The sequence below is a fragment of the Candidatus Chlorohelix sp. genome, from assembly GCF_037138995.1.
Classification (GTDB): domain Bacteria; phylum Chloroflexota; class Chloroflexia; order Chloroheliales; family Chloroheliaceae; genus Chlorohelix.
This window is the reverse complement of sequence record NZ_JBAXHI010000005.1, coordinates 136,063-156,159: the sequence shown is the minus strand read 5'-3', so window position 1 is coordinate 156,159 and position 20,097 is coordinate 136,063. Positions and strand designations below refer to the sequence as shown.

The window sequence follows — 20,097 nt, the reverse complement described above, 5'->3', positions numbered from 1 at the left end:
GACCTATTTATTTGATAGGTCTTGGAGATACTTTTTACCACAAAAATCAGGAAACTCAATGGTAGATAAAGTTTTAGAAAAAAATGTAAAGCAACCTGCCGCACGTCCTCGAAAGCGGAAGGTGCGCTTGGAATGGCTTGGAGTAGTGCCATTTCTCACCTTCGCCTTGCTTTTCCTAATCTTACCCTCGTTCAATTTGTTGATCGGAAGCTTTCAAGATGAGACGGGCAACTTCACTCTAGCAAACATCGGAAATCTGTTCCAACCATTCATCCTCAATTCCTATTGGTTGAGCATTCAGGTTAGCGCGGTTACAGCCCTTGGCGGCGTTATTTTTGGTTTTGGGCTGGCTTATGCCTCAATTAGAGGTGGGCTACCATCGTGGGTACGGGGCGCATTGATGACCTTCTCCGGCGTAGCCTCAAACTTTGCCGGCATACCATTGGCTTTTGCCTTTATCGCCACACTAGGACGTACTGGCTTCATCACAGTGCTGCTCAAGAATATGTTGGGTGTAAATCTCTACGATACAGGTTTCAGTCTCTATACTTTTTGGGGCTTAAGCCTGACCTATATGTATTTCCAGTTCCCTTTAATGGTATTAATTATTGCCCCCGCTATTGATGGGTTGAAAAGCCAATGGCGTGAGGCGGCGGAAAACCTAGGTGCTACATCCTTTCAGTATTGGCGCTATGTAGCCTTGCCTATTCTCGGTCCGGCGTTACTTGGCGCTGGTGTATTGTTATTCGGCAACGCTTTCGGCGCATATGCTACCGCTTTCGCGCTTACCGGAGGTACGCTGAACTTGGTACCCATCCAAATCGGGGCGCAAATACGCGGCGATGTGCTGCATAACCCCAATCTAGGCTATGCGCTGGCAATGGGTATGGTCGTGATTATGGCAGTGTCAATCGGCATCAGCATGCTGTTGCAACGCCGCACGGCGAGGTGGATTCAATGAAAAAACAGCGTTTCTGGCCCATTATGATGATTTTACTAGGCGCGATTTACTTTCTCTTGCCTCTGTTCGCCACCTTTGAATTTTCGTTACGGGAGCGGCGCGGCGAGTACAGCTTCGACTCCTACAATTACGTATTGAGCGACCCACAATTCCGTGATTCATTCGTCTATTCGGTAGCTCTAGCGCTCGCCACCATCGTTGTTAGTTTAATATTGATAGTGCCTACGGCTTTCTGGGTGCATCTCAAGCTGCCACAGTTACGCCCGGTGATTGAGTTCATAACATTGCTACCGTTTGTCATTCCACCGATTGTGCTGGTATTCGGTCTGATTCGCATCTATAGCCGCCCACCGATTGTACTGGTATCCACCCCGGCTTTGCTGGTTGCGGGCTATGTGGTACTTTCTTTCCCTTATATGTACCGTGCAGTGGACACCGGTTTACGCGCTATTGATGTGCGCTCGCTCACTGAGGCGGCGCAAAGTTTGGGCGCAAGTTGGCTGACTATATTGTTTCGTGTTATCTTTCCCAACTTGCGCGTTTCCTTGCTGAACGGCGCTTTTCTAACCTTTGCTATTGTGTTAGGCGAGTTCACGATGGCAACTATGCTCAATTGGCCCACCTTCGGCCCATATCTAGCGTTAATAGGTCAAAATCGCGCATATGAACCAGCAGCGCTCGCAATCATCAGCTTTGGTTTGACTTGGATTTGTATCGGTCTAATCCAGCTTTTAAGTCGCGGTTCGCAAGAACAAGGACAACTCGCTGGTACCCGTTAACAACGAATTTGCGCTTGAGCCACGCTTCTCAGTATCATTTTTCGCTTGGAAGCTTATAATACAGGATAACAATTATGTCTTTTCTTGAACTAATAAACATTCGCAAGAGCTTCGGAGCAACCGCAGCAGTTGAGCATTTTAATTTACAAGCAGAGAAAGGCGAGTTCATTTCATTTCTCGGGTCGAGCGGTTGCGGCAAAACAACAACTCTTAGAATGATAGCTGGCTTTGAACAGCCAACAGAAGGGGAAATTAGGGTTGGTGGAGTGAATATCACAAACCAACCGCCAAACCGTCGTCAAATCGGTATGGTGTTCCAATCCTACGCGCTTTTCCCCAATATGACCGTCGCCGATAACATCGGATTTGGGCTGCGGGTAGTCGGTAAACCAGCGACTAAAATCCGTAGTCGAGTTGAAGAAATGCTACACCTTGTCGATTTACCAGCATTAGGCAGACGCTATCCGCACCAACTGTCTGGTGGACAGCAGCAGCGAGTTGCTTTAGCACGGGCATTAGCTATCGAGCCACGCTTACTACTGTTAGATGAACCACTTTCCGCGCTTGATGCCAAGATTCGCATCTCTCTACGCAATGAGTTGCGGGCGATTCAGCAGCGGCTTGGTATTACCACAATCTATGTCACACACGACCAAGAAGAAGCGTTGTCACTTTCTGACCGTATAGTAGTTATGAGCAAAGGGCGGATTGAGCAAATCGGTACCCCTTTTGAAATCTATAACTACCCATCCACCAGCTTTGTGGCTTCGTTTGTTGGCACATTAAATATTCTGTCCGCGAAAGTAATAAACGCTGACAAGGGGGAGTTGGAAATAGCCGGACACCATGTATATACTGCTGAACCGCTTAACCATCACAGTGGAGTTGACATCAGCGTAGCAGTGCGTCCTGAAAACCTTGAAATTGGTTCTAATTTGGTGGAGAGCCACAATACTATCCCGGTTTCTATAAACCAAGTGTCATTTCTGGGAGCAGTGGTTCGGGTACGGTTGCAATTGGCTGATAAAACTTTGGAGATGGATATTTTTAATTCCCGCCATCTGAAGCTACCGGAGGTAGGAACTGAAATCCAAGTCTCTTTTCCAAAAGAAGCTTGTTTGGTACTGAAAGGTTCCTAAGAACCAATGTCAAACCTTTTACAAGCCGTGGCAAGTCAAAATATTCCAGTGTAGCTATATAATTTTTTGTTAGCGTTCATTATGAGTAGAATTTGGCGAATAAAAAAATGCCGTTCTGAATTACTTGGAACAGCTGAACTCCCGCATCGACCTACCTCCAACGTGGGTTTTAATTAGTATGGGCGTGGATGTACACGCCCGGTTTTCTGGCAATATCTATCAGGCAGCGCACTTGTATAACTGCCCCTGACTATTTACGCTTGTGCTGCCGGACCAGACCTGTGAACTTACTGTCGAGCAGTTTTGTTGTACCCAGCCTGTGACAGATTGGCTGCTGCTCCGTCCCAAGCCTCCGCTATTATCGAGCAGCACAAACCGAACCACATTGTTTTTAACCATTTGCGCGAATTGTTGCGCGGTTACGGTCTGGTCGCTACCCATAAAACCGCCCAACGCCATTACGGGCTGCCCGGTATTTATAATTATCGCTGATGCATTCTGGCTTGAAGTAGTGACAAGTAAATAGGCGCTATTACCCCGATTTGCCTCAAGATATGCCAACAATTGGTCGGTTGCTTTAAGTTCCATTGTTGGATTGCCAATCATACCTGAAGAAATCGGCGCGGCGTTAGTAGCCGAAGCGGGCGGTAACGCTCCGAATGATAGCGAAATACCCAGACTCGCTATTATTATCAGCGTGGCGATGGTTAGCGCTTTGCCGTAAGTCTGGAGGATTCTTGCGTTCTTGAGTGCAAACCGAACAAGCAACATTATAGTTACTAGACTTACCAACGCTACAACTAGAATAGTTAGCCACATATTCCAGTTTTTCAGCAAATTATTTAACAGGTTAATACCTCCGTTGGAAGTATTACTACCTGTGGGTACGGCAGTTGGCAAGGTTTCGTTAGTATAGGACTTATTCAGAATTGCATTTATAGACCATACTAGCGGTGTAGCGCAAAGCCCTGCAAACCCAACCCCTGCAATAATACTTGCCAATTTGTTTGAAAGTGGGCGAACCAATATCGTCAAGGCAAGCAAGGCTACCGCACAGATTAATTCTATGCCAAATACTGCCAGCGATAGTGTGCGATTCCAATCGGAATACAAACTCAAAATATTGAACTGGAATATCGCCGTTGCTAAAAATACCAATGGCAAAAGTAATCTTTGCCAACTACCCTTGCGGTAAGCGTACCATAACGCTTCTAACGCAATTCCGCCTAGCGCGGCTATTCCGGGCGACAGCATAACCAGATAGTAACTATGGAAGATACCCCCCGCCATACTGAAAACTGCCATGAAGGTTAGAAGCCAACCGCTCCACAGTAGCAAGTTCTGATAACGCTGCCTGCGGATTTGTCCGGCTGGAAATCTCCGCCGATACTGAATTGCGGCAAGCGCTATCCCGACGAGTGCCAGCGGTAGCAACCAACCCGCCTCTCCTGCCAATGAAGAATCGAACATTCTGAACGGTCCGGCTTGCCCGGCAATTACCCCGTTCATACCGCCACCGCCCGGTCTGGTGTTGCCGTTATTTACTGGGGGTGGGTTACCCCTAACGCCATCAGTAGGTTGATTGCCGCTCGGTTGGGGAAATCCTACTGGAGGATTGCCGTTTCTGTTTCCGGCGTTTCCTGCATTTTGGCTTTCAATTCGATTCAGCCCGTTATAGTCAAAAATCAGGTTCAAAACCGAATTAGTTGAGCTGCTACCGATGTACGGACGCTGGTCGGTGGGGGTTAAATCCACCACTACTGCCCAAGAGAGCGAAACCGCTGCCAAAATTATGGTTGGTAGCACAAGATGGATTATTCGTTTCCACCATTTAACCGGAGCAAGCAGCAAATATACCAGATAAAATGCCGGTAGCGCTATAAATGCTTCCAGCATCTTGATATTAAAAGCCACGCCTATCATTGCGGTGGACAGCGACAGCCATGCTATGCTGCCTTTTGCGGTTGCGCGGCTTAATGCCCATGCGCCTACCAGCATGAAAAATATTAACAAGCTCTCCGGGTTGTTGTGGCGACTCATTACTACAAAAACCGGAGTAATTGCCAGAATAAAAGCTGAGGCTAATCCGGCGATAGTTCCAAAATAGCGGCTAACCATGTGATAAAGTAACGCTACACTGCCAACCGCTGCCAAAGCCGATGGCAAAATTAGGCTCACCCCATTGTAGCCAAATAGCCATGCGCTGGAAGTTTGAAGCCATAAGGCAACCGGAGGTTTATCTATGGTTATGAAGCCGCCGGGGTCGTAGGCATTGAAGAAGAAATTATGCCAGTTTTGTAGCATGCTGCGTACTGCGGCTGAGTAATATTCATTGGTATAGTAATCGGCTTTTAGCAAGCTAAGGTTCAGGAGTGCGGAAAGAAGCAAGATTCCACCGAAACTAACCTGTTGCCAAGATATTGTAATATTGCGTGCAGTTCTTTGCCTAGCCTGATTTTCGATTTTCGTTTCTTGTAAAATGCTCATGTTTTTTCTCTGTTTATATAGGCAAGGAGCAACTCTCCCTGTCGGAAAATTGCCCCTTGATACTTTCTATAGCTCGATTTTAGTTGCCGCAAACATAGAGTTGCTCGCTGCCTCCCATTATCTTAATACCGTCAAAACTTATACCGCCGCCTGAACTCTGGCTGGTGTTACTACCAGAACCTGAGTATTGGCTACTACTTACAGCGGTGCATTTTTGCTGTACGTACTGAGTGACTTGAGTATTTCCGCCTCTCCCGTTATTGCCTCCCAACAGGAAGTAACGAACGGTATGGTTTGCTATCATTTGCTCCAGTTGGGTAGCGCTGGTTACAATATTGTCGCTACCACTAAACCCGCCTAGCGACATCACCGGTTTACCCGTTTCGATGATATAGGCTGAAGCTGAATTGGAGTCCGGTACTGCCATCAAATACTTGTAATCGCCCTGATTCGCTACCAGATATTGAACCAATGCGCTATTTGCCTTCTCCTGACCGGGACCACCGCCACCAATTTGCTGTAAGGAGAAGGCGCTATTTGTAGCGGGTTGTGCCTGCGCTGCATTAATCCACCATCCGGTACTACCCAGTAAAAGCATAACCAGTAACACACCGCTTATTACCGGACGATTGAACCAACGCTGTTGTTTCAACAGGTAGCGCAGTCCGAATACTGCTAAAAGCGCCCCGACTACTATCGCCAGAAGTATAAGCTGACCGCTTAGGTTGTTCCCTACAAAGGTTAGCCATGCTTGCGGGATTGCTCCGCTACTTGTGCTATTACCGCCGCCACCCTGAACACCGCTTGGAGTTGCCGAAGGAAGCGACCCGGTGATAGAGGTAAATACTGCCCTGATAGACCATACCGTCGGAGTAACCATCAAGCAAGCCATGCTTACCCACGTTACAACTTGCGCCAGTCTATTACCAAATCGTTCTGATTTCAGGACTCTGCCAAGTACCAAGCCTAGCAAGGAGATAACTCCAACTGCTACCAATGCCGGGCTAAGCCACCAGTTCCAACTGGTATAATCGCTTAAAAGATATGCCTGATAGAAAGCGGTGGCAGCAATACCAAGCGGGAGTAGGTAAGCCATCCAGCCACCTTTACGATACTGTTTCCACAACATTACAGTTGCAATACCGGCTAGGGCAGCTTCTGCCGGAGCCATAATATTTAGATAGTAGTTGTGGAAAACGCCTTTCGAGAAGCTGAACAAAACCCCAAAGGTCAGCAACCAACCGCTCCATAGTAATATTGATTGCAATTTACGAGAGCGTTCTTCCCCTTTAGCCATTCCAAAGAAGGAGTAAGCCCCCACAAAAACCATGCCTAGCATTGCAAAAGGAAAGAACCAGTTAAACTCTGCCCCATTTTGAGGAGTTAATAACCGAGTCGCGCCAGCTTGTCCACCAAAACCCGCGCCTCCGCCACCGGGTGCGCCACCATCCTGACCACCGGGTGCAAATCCAGTTGGTGGGGTAAAATTACCAGCGTCCGGTAATGCAGGAGGTGTATTACCGTCAAAAGCAGGTCGTTCTTGAGCTTGTCCATCCGCAGTATTATTAGACGGAGCAGCGTTATTTCCACCACTGGTTTGGTTGCCGCTGATACGACTTAGCCCGTTGTAATTCAGAATCAAATCTATTTCGCTATTAACCGAACTGCTATCTACATATGGGCGTTGGCTTGTTGGAGTTAGGTCAACTGCAACTGCCCATGACAAAGATATAACCGCTATAACCACACTCACTATTGCAAGGTGGATAATTCTTTTTAGCCAAGTTGTGCGAGCGAGTAGAAAGTACATTGCGTAGAAAGCTGGTAATACTACATAGGCTTCTAGCATCTTAACGTTAAAGGCTACCCCGACCAGTGCGCCTGCCAGCAACAGCCAGCGGAAACTCCCTTTATCGGCAGCCCGGAACATTGCCCAAGCCGAAAGCATTAATGTAAATACCAAAATGCTATCAGGGTTATTGTGCCTATTCATTACTACAAAGATTGGCGTAATTGTCAGCATCAGCGCCGATACCAGCCCGGCAGCTGTTCCAAATGCCCGTTTTACCATTATATATAGTAGGAAGACGCTACCTATTCCTGCGAGTGCTTCCGGCAAAAGAATACTGAACCCGCTGAAGCCCAGAACCTTTGCAAAAATAGCCTGTACCCAGAAAGCCACCGGCGGCTTATCAACCGTTACGAAACCTCCGGGGTCGAAGGATACGAAGAAAAAATTACTCCAACTTTGAATCATACTTTTAACGGCGGCAGCATAATAATTGTTGGAGTAGCCGTTAATACTCCAATTCCAGATACCAAGAAAACCCGATAGCAAGAGGATTGCGCCAAGCGGTAAAGATTGCCAACTCCAGCGAATTTTACCAAGCGGGTTTTGTATTATCTTGCTTTTAATCTCACTGATTGGTTCTAACATTGTATTCATAATTTGTAATTAACCTTTCTAATACTTCCCGGTCTTTGTGTACTACTACCAGCTTAATCAATTAGCATTAGGTTTTTATTGAAACTGTATGAGAAATTTCCAATAATTCCTCAATGTTCCTTTAATATAGCTATAATAAGCTTGAAGTGATTACTGATATAAAAGGAAGCTGGCTGAATTATGCACATCTTGGTAGTTGAAGACGAACAAAAAATAGCAAGGTTGTTGCGCCGGGTACTTACCGAAGAGCGTCACAATGTAGATGTGGCTTTTGATGGTATCTCCGGGCTGGAACTGGCAGAATCGGGTAGCTATGATCTGATTGTTCTTGACCTGATGCTACCCGGTATGGATGGGGTGGAGATTTGCCGCCGCATTAGAAGCGAGAGAATCGATTCGATTCTGCTAATGCTTACGGCGCGGGGCGCGGTTGAGGATAGAGTAATGGGTCTCAACGCGGGTGCAGATGACTATTTGACCAAGCCGTTTGCAATTTCCGAGTTGATGGCAAGGGTTAATGCTTTGCTCAGACGGCGGGATAGAGTGCCTGAAACGAGTAATGCGGTACTAAAAGTGGGTGACCTCACGCTGGATTTGATTCGGCACGAAGTAACCAGAAGTGGTCGCCATATCGAACTGACTGCCAAAGAATTTTCTTTGCTAGAATATCTTATGCGCCATCCCGGTCAAGTGCTTACCCGTACCCAAATTACCGATCAGATATGGCGTTATGATATGGAGGCACTCTCCAATGTAGTTGATACCTATATCCATTACCTGCGCGACAAAATAGACAAAGGCTTTTCTCCCCCCTTGCTAAAAACCATTCGGGGTATCGGTTATAAACTTGAAGCATAAGTAAGCAGCAATCAAAGCAAGCGTGTGAAATTTGATCGCAATATTCGGGAAAAATAAATCGGGAAAATCTGCGAAGTCTGAATCTTCTCAGGCGGGCAAGTACCTGTTTCGACAGGTAAGAATTCGCATGACCCTTTGGTATGGTGGCGTGTTGGCAATTGCCTTGCTTTTCTTCGGCTTGGCGTTATACTTCACCGCCCAGCAAAACCTCTTGCAACCTATTTTAGCTGAGATGAAAGCGCAAACTGCACTGTTAGAGCAGCAATGGCTACGCCAACCCCAACAAATCTGCCCTCTTGTTTCCACAACCAATAACCCTATTAAACCACTACTTGAGCCTCCACCGGGTGAAAGCAGGTTTAGAGCGCCATTTTATTTTGCCTGTTATGACAATACAGGGATTCTTTTAAGCCTTAACTCCCGCGCAACCGGAACCGAATTATTAAGTAATCCTGATATATATCTTAGCTCGTCACTTGCTTTGAAAGCATTATCGGAATGGAAGCAGAACGGGCAACGCGAAGTTACCGATACGGTTGATGGCGGTCAAAGCATTGGTCAAATTTATCGCTATGCCAAAGTAGTAACCGATATATCCGGTCAAAAAGTATTAGGTGTGGTGCAAGTAGGAAGAACGGTTGAGGATTTGCAATCGGCGTTACAGGTATGGCGCGATTTGCTTCTGGTACTTGGCTTTATTACATTACTGGTAGCGACTGCGGGCGGTTTGTTTCTGGCGGGTCGTGCTTTACAACCTACCCGTCAGGCTTTTACACGCCAACAGGTTTTTATTGCCGATGCTTCCCATGAGTTGCGAACCCCTCTCACCCTGCTAAAAGCCGATGCTGAACTATTACTACGTGGCTCGGAAACGCTCGACCCAGATGATGCTGAATTGGTGATGGATATTATGACTGAGGCAGAACATCTAAATAATATCGCTAACAATCTTTTACAACTGGCACGACTTGACGCTGGCAAGCAACACCTCGAACAGGATGTGGTTGACCTGAGTGAAATAGGGTCTGGAGTTGTGAAGCGCGTTAAGGCTTTTGCTACTGAAAAACGACTTGAATTGAAGGTAAATGTTTCTGCGCCCGTGCTGGTTATCGGGGATAAGCAACTATTGGAACAGGCAATCCTAATTTTACTGGATAATGCAGTCAAATATACCCCTGAAGGTGGCGCAATAACTTTGAGAACCGGTTCGGATGCAAAATGGGCATGGCTGGAAGTGGTTGATACCGGAATCGGTATTCCACCAGAGCATCTTGCTCATTTGGGCGAACGCTTTTACCGTGTGGATAAGGCGCGTTCTCGTGAAGAAGGTGGCACCGGGCTTGGCTTAGCGTTGGCAAAAAGTATTGCAGGTTTACATAAAGGTCGTTTACAGATTGAAAGTGAGCCTAATGGCGGTACAATTGCAAAGATTATCCTAGCGGTTGTAAGAGAGAGAAGTTAGTTAAATTCGGTCTCATCGAAATGCGCCCTTATTAGAACCATTCGATAACAAGGGGCGTAAGCCCCTTGTCTGGCAAACCGTTGACCCAGCCTTTATTTTGAATGTTTCGACCTGTTTAAGCCGATTTGGCGAAGAAACACCCGCTTGCTATCTTGCACCAAATTATTCAAATCTTTGAATGGGTTCACTGTATTCCAATCAGCCTTGCCTGCTTTAAAGCCTTTAACTACATATGGATACATTGTGAGATAATCCACTGAAACTTGCTTGATACTTCCTAACAAAGCTCCAAGTTGGTTATTTTTGCCCTCAATGGTAGGGGCTTTGAAAATCCCAATGAATTGTTGCTTCACTTCTTCAACGCGGGAAGTTACCCTGACTGTTCCTTCCTCAGCCTTAAACACTGCCCGACATGCCATCCGCGAGCCATTTTCTAGGCGTTCGGGAGAAAGGCGGGATTTTTCATTGCCGGTTATTGGATTTAATAGCTCTGCGCCTTTTTCAACTTTGCACTCGCAAAAGGTACAAATCCCCCTCTGGCTGCAAGTAAAACTAATATGTGCGCCATTGCGGCGGGCTACCTCCATTATAGTTTCGCCCACTTCGGCTTCAAATACCTCATTATTGATAATTAAATCAGGCATCCTTTGTCTCCTTTTTTCATCCGATGTGCTTCCTTATCTGTACTTTAGATCCGACAATACCACTCCGGCTGTATTGTAACCTGCCGCACCGCTTACGCCTCCGCCGGGATGTGTACTAGCGCCGGTTAGGTATAAGCCTTTAATCGGGGTATGATAATTGGAGAGTTCACCTAAAGGGCGTAGATGGAACATCTGTTTAAGGCTCATATCAACATGCATAAGGTTGCCGCGCAACATTCCACCAATTCTTTCAATATCCAGCGGACTCTTGATGTATTCAGCTATAACATTAGCTTTAATGCCCGGCGCATATTCTTCCACTACCTGAAGGCATTTATCGGCTTCCCGTTTTTTGATTTCGTCCCAGTTTTCGCCATTGGAAAGCTGGTAAGGGTGAGTTTGCGCCCAGAGATAGAGAACATTTTTACCGACTGGCGCAAGGGTATTATCAATAGCCGATGGTGTCATAGCGATTACAGCCGGGCTGGTTGGGGGTAAGCCCTTTTCGGAATCACGGTACGCCTGTTCCAGATGCTCGGTGGAAGGGCAAAGTAATTGCATCCCGTTGTGCGGTATCCCCGCTTGCACCTTGCCGTTTGCATCTGCGGTTGGTAGCGCAGTGTAATTGGGAAGGCTGTCGGTGGCATATCTTACGGTCATTCCGAACCCATTTTGCACCTTAATATTTTCCACTTTTCGGCGGAAGTTGGGTTGCAGCGCTTCTTCTGGTGTAAGTTTTAAGAGAGTGGTTTGGACATGGGCATTTGAAATGACAGTAGAGCTAAAGAATTTCTCGCCTCCATTTATTTCAACGCCTTTGACCTTGCCGTTCTCAATCAGGATTTGTGATACCTCAGCGCTTACCTTGATTTCGCCACCGTAATGTTCAAGGCAACGTGCCATAGCTTGGGTTAGCATACCGCTACCGCCACGCGGTCTTCGCACGCCCAAAAGATGATATAGCGATTGTTGCATTGCAAAGAGTTCGCCGCTGATAGGTTCATCGGGACCGGGTCCACTTTGCGCTCCTAACCAAGTAAGCGCTGCCCGCACCTCCGGCGATTTGAAGTTGTCCTTTATGACTTTCCCATATGAAGTAATGATTTCACGAATACTGCCTACTAAGGCACGCGGTGAGGAGTTTTTAATTGCTGCGAGAGTTTTATTCCAAACCGCATTAGTTAAGCCTTTGGTGGCAAGGTCCCCGATACCGAGCATCAGTTTTTCGGTTTCCTTGATAGTGGCTCTTATAGTCATAGTCGAAAGGGAAGGGGGATAGCAAAAAATATCCATCATCGTTTCGTTAAAGCGCATCCAGAACTGCATAAAGCGGCGATAAGCTTCGGCATCTTCTGGTGAAAACTTTGCAATAGTTTGGGCGGTTTTATCCACATCCCTGTAAAAAGTAATGTGGTTTCCGTTCGGGAAGGGCGCAAAAGCCCAAGGATCTACTTCAATATAGTCTAGTCCGAATTTCTCCAAATTAAGATCTTGCACAATCGGAGTTCCGTTTATCACAACATGAAAAGTGCTACAGGTATCAAGGCGATAACCGGGGAAAATATCAGTTTCGGTGATAACTGCGCCACCAACTAACCCACGTCGTTCTAATACCAGCACTTTATAACCAGCTTTTGCCAGATAACATGCACTTGTTAGACCATTATGTCCTGCTCCGATTACTATCACATCATAAGTTTGTGCAGCATTCACGGTTTAATCCTTCCTTTATATGTATATTTAATTTCCGATTATCCGCTGTACTACAAGCTAGAGTGAATGATACTTGGCATTTTGGCTATACCAACAGGGAAAATACCGATAAAAGTAAGATGGGTGAGCATGAATCCTATGAAGAGGCTAGAATTTTCAGTGATAAAAATTAAAAGTGAGGGGAAATTACCTTATATCCTAATATTTTAGGCTAGTGTAAGAAGTTAGTCAAATTGCTTACTATTATGTATTCAATTTTGGGGTAGAACAATTCAGCAACGGAGTAATTTACCCATGTTAGAACTTGTCATATTACATTAGCGAAAAAACTAAAAGACCTGCTATTTTTACAGGTCTTTCTGGTTTTTCCTGCTCAACACTTTTCCGGTTAGCGGCGAAGCCCTAATTTTCCGATAACAACTCGGTAGCGCTCAATATCTTTCTGGCTTAGATATACCAGCAAGCGGCGGCGACGACCTACCAATTTCAGCAAACCACGCCGTGAATGATTATCATGCTTGTGCGTGTTAAGATGCTGTGTAAGCTGTAAAATGCGCTCTGTCAATAGAGCTATCTGCACTTCGGGTGAACCGGTATCGCCGTTATGAACGGCATATTTCTCAATGATGCCGTCTTTTTCGGCTTTTTGCAGCGACATTCAAAAACCCCCTTTCGGTAGTTTTGTCCTCAAATCTATTTACCAAAATTAACGGGCTTTTGTGCCTGCCATCATAAATGTTATGGCACGCAACCCTAATGTTAAATACAGTGCTTTTTTGTTGCTCTTTGTTAACTGTACGCCGGACGTTTCCTGCGTTACAAGGTAGTATATGAGCTACTATACCTGTTGCACTTGCTCACGTAGTATAACATATCACACTCATCCATGCAATTTTTACCCATCGCAAAAAATCATTGCTAGTTTAATCAATATTTGGGCGTAAGATTCGGCTCATAAATTTTGGCTATCTAAGATTATTTCCCAAATGTGGTAAGGCTTTACAATTATGTTATTATTTCCCAAATGCAAGAACTTCTATCAGTTCAATCTACAAGGATCAATCTATGGCGAATAAACGTTTGTCAGTATTTTCTCTATATAGTCTAAGTGGTAGGATTTATTTTACCTTTTTCTTCATTCTTTTCCTTGTTACAGTGAATGGTTTGGCTTCTTTCTATCTGTTAGGACGTATTACTTCTAGCAGAGATATGGAAGCGCAAAGTAGGGAACGGGTAAACTATGCCCAAGATTTAGCATATTTATTGGATGAGCAGGCAGAATTCTATCAGATTTATGTTGATAATTTTAATAGCAACTTGCAACAGGCTACTTTGAAACAGGATACACGGATTGAAGAGCTACTTCGCGAAATAACGCCTGCTTTTAGCGATTCAAAAACTAATTCAGGTTTTCTAAAAATATTGCAAATCTATCAAGTTGTAGCACAAGATTACAATAAATTGCAGAATCTTAGCCTCAAACCTGAAGATGCAAGACAAATGCTTTTCAATTCGCAGACTACACGCAGACAACTTTTTGATGAACTAAAAAATTATACTGCTGAATTAACTAAAATATACGAAAGTATAGAACAAGAAAGTCGCGCCAATATAACAGTAATGCTCTGGATTTTTGGGCTTGTATTGATAGGAAGCATAGCATCAGTATTATTATTGACAGTTAGCATACCGCGTCTATTGTCACGTCCTTTGAGTGCATTAAATGCTAAGCTGAAGCTTACTGCCGAGGGCGATTTAACCCCTAAATTCCTAGTAGAAGGCTCTCAAGAAATAGTGGGGTTAAGCGAAAGCCTTAATAAGGCGTTGGCGCGTTTGAGAATGGTTATTGCTCGGATTCAATTGCAAGCTAATACCGTTTCTACAACCAGTCATTATCTTGAAGAAGCCAGTGCCAGACAGGCGAGTAGCCTTTCAGAGCAAGCGGTGGCTGTTTCTCAAGTTTCAGCAACCATTAATGAATTAAGCGGTACAAGCCAGCAAATTGCAGAGAGCGCCAGCAAGGTAGCCCAAAGCGCGAATGAGTCGTTAAATAGCGCAGAGATTGGCTATAACACTATGAATGCTCTTTCACAAAAGATGGCAGATATTACGCAGCGTGTGAACCTGATTGCAGAACGTATAATTGCTTTAAACTCCGTTTCACAGCGAATCCGCGAAGCCACCAGCCTGATTAGCACCCTCTCTGATGATACCCATCTGCTCGCTCTAAATGCAGCTATTGAAAGCGCTGGAGCGGGGGAAGAAGGAGAACGGTTTGCGGTAGTAGCTTCTCAGGTGCGAAAGTTATCGCAACGCTCGCGGCAAGCGGCAGTGGAAATCCAACAACTAGTTGGTCAAATTCAGCAAGCTACTACTGCCAGCGTAATGGCAACCGAAGATGGCATTAAAGTGGTGGCGTTGGGTCGTCAAATGGTTGAAGAAGCGTTAAGCGTTAATAAGGAAATTATTGAAGTGGCAAAACACACGAGTCAGCTTTCCTACGCCATTTCACTGGCTACCGATCAGCAGCGGGTTGCCAACACACAGGTTGCCGGTACTATGCAGGAAATGTCGCATATGATATCCAATATTAGCGAGGGCAGTAAGAGTTATCTTTCAAGCGCGAACGCTCTAACTGAAATTGCACTACAATTGAACACGCTTGTAGGCACATTTAAACTACGTGATGACACAGCTATAAAAAAATCTGGCGCTACTCGCACCTTCAAAATGAAATGGGTAAAAGCCAAAAATAATCTGCCTGAGTCGAAAAATGACTCATCCTCGCGACAAAACAGACAAGATACTGCCGGGCGTAAATAATTCAGCAGTTAGAGTCTATGGAGTGAAAAAGAAAGAATAGCGTGTGCAAGGAGCGATACCGCGAGGACGAGCAATTTAGCGCATTGTTTTCTGCGGAGCTATATCAGCGCTGCGTGTTATTCCAGTGTGGGGTGTGCCTATCTTGGAAGAGGTGAATTTTAATTTTGCCAAACATCTGAGGCTGCTTAACAATAGCAAAAATCTATTATAGCGTGCTACCTCTGCATTACTATGCACTTCCCACTATGTGACCTGCATTGCAACAGAGTTTCAGTCCCCTTCAACGGGGCAATTGGAATGTATATTAATATACTTTATTAAGATTATCAAGTATGATTTTGTTATTTCAAGGACTAGCAGATTTATATACAAAAGCGGGGGGAATTTTTGGCTGTTACTAATAATGGTTGGGAGTAGGAACAGTGGGAATTTCACCTGCTACTAGTATCAAGCCGGTAGTAGTGGCAGTTTCACAGGCTACGCGGGCATTCGGGTCCTGCTCCAATATGGCATCCGAAATTTGGTCGCAAAGCTTATCGGGGTGACCTTCAGTAACGCTTTCGCTTGTTAGAAAAAGCTTGGGTGAGGTGAGAAAGGTGTTAGACATTTTTTCTCCTTCTTTGCAAAATTGAAATTTTTAACTTTGAGCATAGTATTACTCTAGACTAGAGTTAATACGTTTTTATGCTAAAAGCTGTTTAGAAAATAAGCACCAGGCAAATAAAAACCCCGCTTATCTAAGGATAAGGGGGTCAGCACATTCATTTCTGCAAACGGATTAAATTCATGTCCGGGCAGATACCTCTCTTATCTTTCGATAACCTGACATTCAGATTATGTTGTAATTGGCACCATACGCGCATATTGTTTAGAAGCGTTGGTTGCCGAATTTCGAAGAACCTTATTCCTTCAACTTCTCTTGATAAGAGTTACACTATGTCTATATTCTATGATGATAATGAGGCACTTTTTTTGCCTAATATAGGCATAAGTTATTTTATCATATTTGTCAAGTATAAATATAAGCGTAGCAAGGCTGGGACGAATGATTGATTTGATAATCTAAATAAACTAAGTTATATTTACAGAAATATCAAGGCGAGGCTTTTAATTCAGCTCCACTAATCACAGCAGAGAATCGAGGCTTTATGACAATTGTTACCCTTACCACAGATTTTGGAGAGCAAGACGGCTATATCGGTATGATGAAAGGGGTGATTAACACTATAAACCCCGCCTCCTTGCTGGTAGATATTTCGCATCAAATAGAACCTCAAAATGTTTTGCAGGGTGCCTTTGTATTATATAATGCCCATTATCACTTCCCACCAAACTCAATACATGTGGCGGTAGTCGATCCCGGTGTAAGTACGGACCGCCGAACCATCTGTCTGAAAGTACCGGATGTGGGGGTATTTATAGGTCCAGATAATGGGCTTTTCTCCTACATCATTGATACTTACCCGAACATAAGTGTACGTGAGCCGCTCAATCAGTCTTTTCACCGTCAATTTGTAAGTAATACCTTTTTTGGGCGAGATATTTATGCACCAGTAGCGGCACACCTGTCTAAGGGAGAACCTTTTGAAAAAGTTGGACCCTTACTTGAAGTGGGGGATGTAGTATCATTTGAGGATCTCTGGCCCCAGTGGGAACAGGTCGGTAAGAAAAAGGTATTGCAGGGTCGTGTATTGCATATTGATCATTTTGGAAATATTATCAGCAACATCCATCGTCGCCAATTTGATCAGCTTACCGAAAGTGAAAAACGCAAGCTAAGGGTTTATGTGGAATATTACTCACCAATAACAAGTCGAAAAGTTCGTCTGGAAAGCGGTGGTATTAAAGCAAACTACGGGGATGGCTCACCTAACGAACTGATAACTCTCTTTGGGAGTAGCGATTTTCTCGAACTGGCAAGAGTAAATGGCTATGCGGCTTTTGATGTGGGAAACCCAACCCAAGATCAAACCTCGGTTAGGGTTATGTACAGACGCCCACAGGTTGAAATAGGAACTCCCTTCGTGGTAGAAATCTGAAAGAGACCGTTATGCAGAGCAACAGTTAATCGTCACCTATTTGATGTGGTTATGTAAGAGAACCTAGAAAATTTGCGGTTGCTTTTTCGTTTATTCTTGGATTGCGCTGCTCTGCCTTAATTAGTGCGCTGTTTCGGGGGGTATGCAAGATGCCCCAAAAATGCGTTCCCCCCAGAAACGACAACCTTATTGTTCAGAATACTAACTAGACTGAAGCAATCGGTTACTTACAATTGATACGCTGTTTTTCTGTGCGGTCAATTTGCACTACCTTAGCATCTTGAATAGTTATCTGGATATAGCCAAATTTAATTTGCCTGAGAGAGTACAATATTTGAGTAAGCACTTCAGCTTCTTGTGGGTTCAGGTTATTCAGGCAATTAGGCTTATAAGTTGGTTGTTGTTCTTCTTCTTGCAAGTACCAAATAACTCCACAAATATTTAAATAGATAGCGAAATAATCCTAACTTAGTTAATACAAAATGTCAAATATATTTAATCTGCCAATTTAGCCGCTCCGGCGAAAGCCGCCGGCTATTGCCCTAACTACGTTTTTGCAAATGCCCTATGACTACCGCAATAACTCTTGACAAAGTTTATCAACTATGTTATATATAAGTAAGCTGATATGAAATATAATATTGGTCAATATAAAGGGTTATTTATGCAAGAAGCTATTTTCAATAATCAGTTCCGAAATGTGCATAGTGCCACCGCGGAGGTTCGATAGACATTATGATTCTGATTTCTGATGCCCGCTCAAAAGTATCTTTTCCAATACCCAAAATGCCTATCAACCTCTTAATCGGTCGCTCCTCCTGCTGCGCTTCTTTCCTCTGTTGTAACTGTTAGCCTTCCCTGTTTTTTCGTCCATCTACAGCAAAATACATATGTTTGATTTGCATTTCGAAAACCGCTTTTGGAGCGATAGTTTTCGATAAATGTACGGCGACTGTTACATACTTACTTTAGAGGAAGGGCAAATAAATGGAACTTTATCTTGAGATATTCTTTTCCCGGATTGGGGATGACAAACTGCTATATATCAAACAACTTGTGGAAATTCAGGATGGTACATCTAATCCTGACAAACTAGTGTTTGACGCTTTTAGCCGTAATTTTCCTGACCAAACTACCAGCCATGAAAAACTGCTAATCCATTCTACCAGTTGGAGGCATGAAGAACCGGGCAAATTTATTTTAACTTATCTAGTTTATTCAGACGAATTGAACCTATCCAGTGGAGATACGCAGTTGATTCCTCTAACAGAGTTGCGAATAGTTAGGGGTTCAGATTCACGCACACCACGTCCGACTGTTATTAAAGAAAGTAATGTGGTTTCGCACGGTTTCAGGCATTTAAGTTTTCTGGCTAAGAACGACCCGGTAATAAAGAAAGTATTAGGCACAAACAAAGCTACTTTACAAGCGGTGGAAAGCATGTCAATGGGACTTTCAGGCTCGTTTAACTGAGAGGATAATTCTGAATTATGCGTAATAAATCTTATGATGTAATCGTGTTAGGGCTAGACCCTGTTGGAAGTGCCACCATTTACGAGTTAGCGAAGCGAGGATTGAAAGTGCTTGCTTTGGAAAATCCTGCCTCCAGAAAAGATACCGGTAATGACACCCGGATAATTCGTGAAAGTTATCACGAGGTTCCCGGTAGTGTGAAAATGACCCACCATGCTATCCAACTTTGGCGACAACTCGAAGCGGAATCTGGCATACCCTTGTTACGCATTACTGGTGGTCTGGTAATCGGCGCACCTGACAGCCCTCTAATACGAGGGAGTTTGCAAATTGCTCAGCGGCACAACCTTCTAACGGATTATATTTTACCTTCCGAACTTTCCAGCGCCTTCCCGCAATTTAGGTTGGATGATAGTTTCAGTGTTATTTTCGAGCCAAACAGTGGCGTTCTATTTTCCAATGCGGCTATATCCGCCTATCTTCAGGTAGCCGCTCGCTATGGGGCGCAAATAAAAAATAGTGAAACAGTTACACAATGGTACAAAACCAATGACCAGATTATAGTTGAAACCACTCAAGGTCTTTACCGTGCAAGCCAAATGGTTATCAGCGGAGAGCGTTGGGCGAGACGCTCTGTCCAGCGACAAGATAAGCCACAAAAATACCAGCGGAGAATTCGTTTACAACTACAGCCTGAGAAATCAGGAGATTTCATACCTGAGAAGTTTCCGGTTTTCACCCTTGACTTACCCGAAGGTCGCTTTGAAGGTTTTCCATTATTACCGGGGCAAGGGCTTAAAATTGAACTATATGAGAATCTGGAAGCAGAAGAAAGAGAAATTAATCAGGTTTCAAAAATCAAGAATTATATAGACAGAGTAGAAACAATCATAGCGCAATATTTGCCGGGCGCTTTTGAAAATCTAGCTAGTTCCCCAATTACCACCTACACTGTAAGACCTTATAAGCGCAGTTTGTTAGAACGGCATCCTGTTAATACCCGAATAATTCATGCTACCGGTTTATCCGAGCAAGATTTCGGTATTGCAAGTATGCTGGGTGAAGGGCTGGCGGAAATGGTGACGGAAGTATTTGCACCTTATTCTAGCGAGGTTAAGCAATTGTTCGGAACCGGAATTTTACCGTATCTGCCATGTGTATAGCTTAGATAAAGTGTACTGTTCGCCGGGTGCAGCACCCTTTCAATTCGTTTTACTGCTTGACCACCCCTCAGTGATTTCAGGATTTATAGGCTGAAGGTTTAACCCGATGA

General features: G+C 44.5%; 15 protein-coding genes, 1 pseudogene and 1 riboswitch. Of the genes and pseudogenes, 9 read left to right on the top strand and 7 right to left on the bottom strand.

Annotated features, from left to right (window positions below; translation table 11 throughout):
• Window positions 1-58: 58 nt before the first annotated feature.
• From WCK19_RS04265 to WCK19_RS04255, 3 genes are all read left to right on the top strand, one after another.
• Window positions 59-961 carry an ABC transporter permease subunit gene (locus WCK19_RS04265; protein ID WP_342396122.1) on the top strand — a complete coding sequence of 301 codons (903 nt, stop codon included), beginning with the start codon at window positions 59-61 and terminating at the stop codon, window positions 959-961.
• Window positions 958-1,740, top strand: a complete 783-nt coding sequence (locus tag WCK19_RS04260; RefSeq protein WP_342396121.1) for an ABC transporter permease — start codon at window positions 958-960, stop codon at window positions 1,738-1,740. The genes WCK19_RS04265 and WCK19_RS04260 overlap by 4 nt, the downstream gene beginning before the upstream one ends.
• A 74-nt stretch (window positions 1,741-1,814) precedes the next feature.
• Window positions 1,815-2,879 carry an ABC transporter ATP-binding protein gene (locus WCK19_RS04255; protein WP_342396120.1) on the top strand — a complete coding sequence of 355 codons (1,065 nt, stop codon included), beginning with the start codon at window positions 1,815-1,817 and terminating at the stop codon, window positions 2,877-2,879.
• A gap of 219 nt (window positions 2,880-3,098) precedes the next feature.
• Here WCK19_RS04255 and WCK19_RS04250 read toward each other — a convergent pair whose 3' ends face one another.
• Window positions 3,099-5,366: a glycosyltransferase family 39 protein gene (locus WCK19_RS04250; protein WP_342396119.1), complete on the bottom strand. Its 2,268-nt coding sequence runs from the start codon at window positions 5,364-5,366 to the stop codon at window positions 3,099-3,101.
• A gap of 79 nt (window positions 5,367-5,445) precedes the next feature.
• Window positions 5,446-7,812, bottom strand: coding sequence for a glycosyltransferase family 39 protein (locus WCK19_RS04245; protein WP_342396118.1), 2,367 nt, complete (start codon window positions 7,810-7,812; stop codon window positions 5,446-5,448).
• A gap of 180 nt (window positions 7,813-7,992) precedes the next feature.
• On the opposite strand from WCK19_RS04245, the gene WCK19_RS04240 reads away from it, so the two are divergent.
• Both WCK19_RS04240 and WCK19_RS04235 read left to right on the top strand, forming a co-directional pair.
• On the top strand, window positions 7,993-8,670 hold the full coding sequence (locus WCK19_RS04240) for a response regulator transcription factor (protein WP_342396117.1): 678 nt from the start codon (window positions 7,993-7,995) through the stop codon (window positions 8,668-8,670).
• Window positions 8,671-8,797: 127 nt separating this feature from the next.
• Complete coding sequence (locus WCK19_RS04235; RefSeq protein WP_342396116.1) at window positions 8,798-10,132, top strand: ATP-binding protein; 1,335 nt, start codon at window positions 8,798-8,800, stop codon at window positions 10,130-10,132.
• A gap of 92 nt (window positions 10,133-10,224) precedes the next feature.
• Here WCK19_RS04235 and WCK19_RS04230 read toward each other — a convergent pair whose 3' ends face one another.
• From WCK19_RS04230 to rpsO, 3 genes are all read right to left on the bottom strand, one after another.
• The gene (locus tag WCK19_RS04230) at window positions 10,225-10,776 is read right to left on the bottom strand and encodes a 2Fe-2S iron-sulfur cluster-binding protein (RefSeq protein WP_342396115.1); all 552 of its coding nucleotides are present in this window, start codon (window positions 10,774-10,776) and stop codon (window positions 10,225-10,227) included.
• A gap of 33 nt (window positions 10,777-10,809) precedes the next feature.
• Window positions 10,810-12,489 carry an NAD(P)/FAD-dependent oxidoreductase gene (locus WCK19_RS04225; RefSeq protein ID WP_342396114.1) on the bottom strand — a complete coding sequence of 560 codons (1,680 nt, stop codon included), beginning with the start codon at window positions 12,487-12,489 and terminating at the stop codon, window positions 10,810-10,812.
• 388 nt (window positions 12,490-12,877) lie between these two features.
• Window positions 12,878-13,147 (bottom strand): 30S ribosomal protein S15, encoded by a 270-nt coding sequence (rpsO, locus tag WCK19_RS04220; RefSeq protein ID WP_341468051.1) that lies wholly within the window; start codon window positions 13,145-13,147, stop codon window positions 12,878-12,880.
• Between the two features lie 407 nt (window positions 13,148-13,554).
• Between rpsO and WCK19_RS04215 the strand changes: the two genes are divergently transcribed.
• Entirely contained in the window at window positions 13,555-15,312 is a 1,758-nt protein-coding gene (locus WCK19_RS04215) for a methyl-accepting chemotaxis protein (RefSeq protein ID WP_342396113.1), read from the top strand.
• 421 nt (window positions 15,313-15,733) lie between these two features.
• Here WCK19_RS04215 and WCK19_RS04210 read toward each other — a convergent pair.
• Window positions 15,734-15,919, bottom strand: a pseudogene (locus tag WCK19_RS04210) (S-adenosylmethionine synthetase N-terminal domain-containing protein); the annotation flags it as partial.
• A 197-nt stretch (window positions 15,920-16,116) separates the two neighbouring features.
• A riboswitch (SAM riboswitch) is annotated at window positions 16,117-16,241 on the bottom strand.
• Window positions 16,242-16,460: 219 nt separating this feature from the next.
• Here WCK19_RS04210 and WCK19_RS04205 point away from each other — a divergent pair.
• On the top strand, window positions 16,461-17,351 hold the full coding sequence (locus WCK19_RS04205; protein ID WP_342396112.1) for an SAM-dependent chlorinase/fluorinase: 891 nt from the start codon (window positions 16,461-16,463) through the stop codon (window positions 17,349-17,351).
• Between the two features lie 223 nt (window positions 17,352-17,574).
• Here WCK19_RS04205 and WCK19_RS04200 read toward each other — a convergent pair whose 3' ends face one another.
• The gene (locus WCK19_RS04200; protein WP_342396111.1) at window positions 17,575-17,769 is read right to left on the bottom strand and encodes a YezD family protein; all 195 of its coding nucleotides are present in this window, start codon (window positions 17,767-17,769) and stop codon (window positions 17,575-17,577) included.
• 569 nt (window positions 17,770-18,338) lie between these two features.
• Between WCK19_RS04200 and WCK19_RS04195 the strand changes: the two genes are divergently transcribed.
• Window positions 18,339-18,824, top strand: a complete 486-nt coding sequence (locus WCK19_RS04195; protein WP_342396110.1) for a hypothetical protein — start codon at window positions 18,339-18,341, stop codon at window positions 18,822-18,824.
• A 17-nt stretch (window positions 18,825-18,841) separates the two neighbouring features.
• The gene (locus WCK19_RS04190) at window positions 18,842-19,987 is read left to right on the top strand and encodes an FAD-dependent oxidoreductase (protein WP_342396109.1); all 1,146 of its coding nucleotides are present in this window, start codon (window positions 18,842-18,844) and stop codon (window positions 19,985-19,987) included.
• Window positions 19,988-20,097: the final 110 nt, after the last annotated feature.

Bases quoted from the DNA above. Each gene is read 5' to 3' on its own strand.
- WCK19_RS04265 (WP_342396122.1), top strand. From the start codon at position 59: ATGGTAGATAAAGTTTTAGAAAAAAATGTAAAGCAACCTGCCGCACGT.
- WCK19_RS04260 (WP_342396121.1), top strand. From the start codon at position 958: ATGAAAAAACAGCGTTTCTGGCCCATTATGATGATTTTACTAGGCGCG.
- WCK19_RS04195 (WP_342396110.1), top strand. From the start codon at position 18,339: ATGGAACTTTATCTTGAGATATTCTTTTCCCGGATTGGGGATGACAAA.
- WCK19_RS04235 (WP_342396116.1), top strand. From the start codon at position 8,798: ATGACCCTTTGGTATGGTGGCGTGTTGGCAATTGCCTTGCTTTTCTTC.
- rpsO (WP_341468051.1), bottom strand. From the start codon at position 13,147: ATGTCGCTGCAAAAAGCCGAAAAAGACGGCATCATTGAGAAATATGCC.
- WCK19_RS04215 (WP_342396113.1), top strand. From the start codon at position 13,555: ATGGCGAATAAACGTTTGTCAGTATTTTCTCTATATAGTCTAAGTGGT.
- WCK19_RS04240 (WP_342396117.1), top strand. From the start codon at position 7,993: ATGCACATCTTGGTAGTTGAAGACGAACAAAAAATAGCAAGGTTGTTG.
- WCK19_RS04245 (WP_342396118.1), bottom strand. From the start codon at position 7,812: ATGAATACAATGTTAGAACCAATCAGTGAGATTAAAAGCAAGATAATA.
- WCK19_RS04190 (WP_342396109.1), top strand. From the start codon at position 18,842: ATGCGTAATAAATCTTATGATGTAATCGTGTTAGGGCTAGACCCTGTT.
- WCK19_RS04250 (WP_342396119.1), bottom strand. From the start codon at position 5,366: ATGAGCATTTTACAAGAAACGAAAATCGAAAATCAGGCTAGGCAAAGA.
- WCK19_RS04205 (WP_342396112.1), top strand. From the start codon at position 16,461: ATGACAATTGTTACCCTTACCACAGATTTTGGAGAGCAAGACGGCTAT.
- WCK19_RS04255 (WP_342396120.1), top strand. From the start codon at position 1,815: ATGTCTTTTCTTGAACTAATAAACATTCGCAAGAGCTTCGGAGCAACC.
- WCK19_RS04230 (WP_342396115.1), bottom strand. From the start codon at position 10,776: ATGCCTGATTTAATTATCAATAATGAGGTATTTGAAGCCGAAGTGGGC.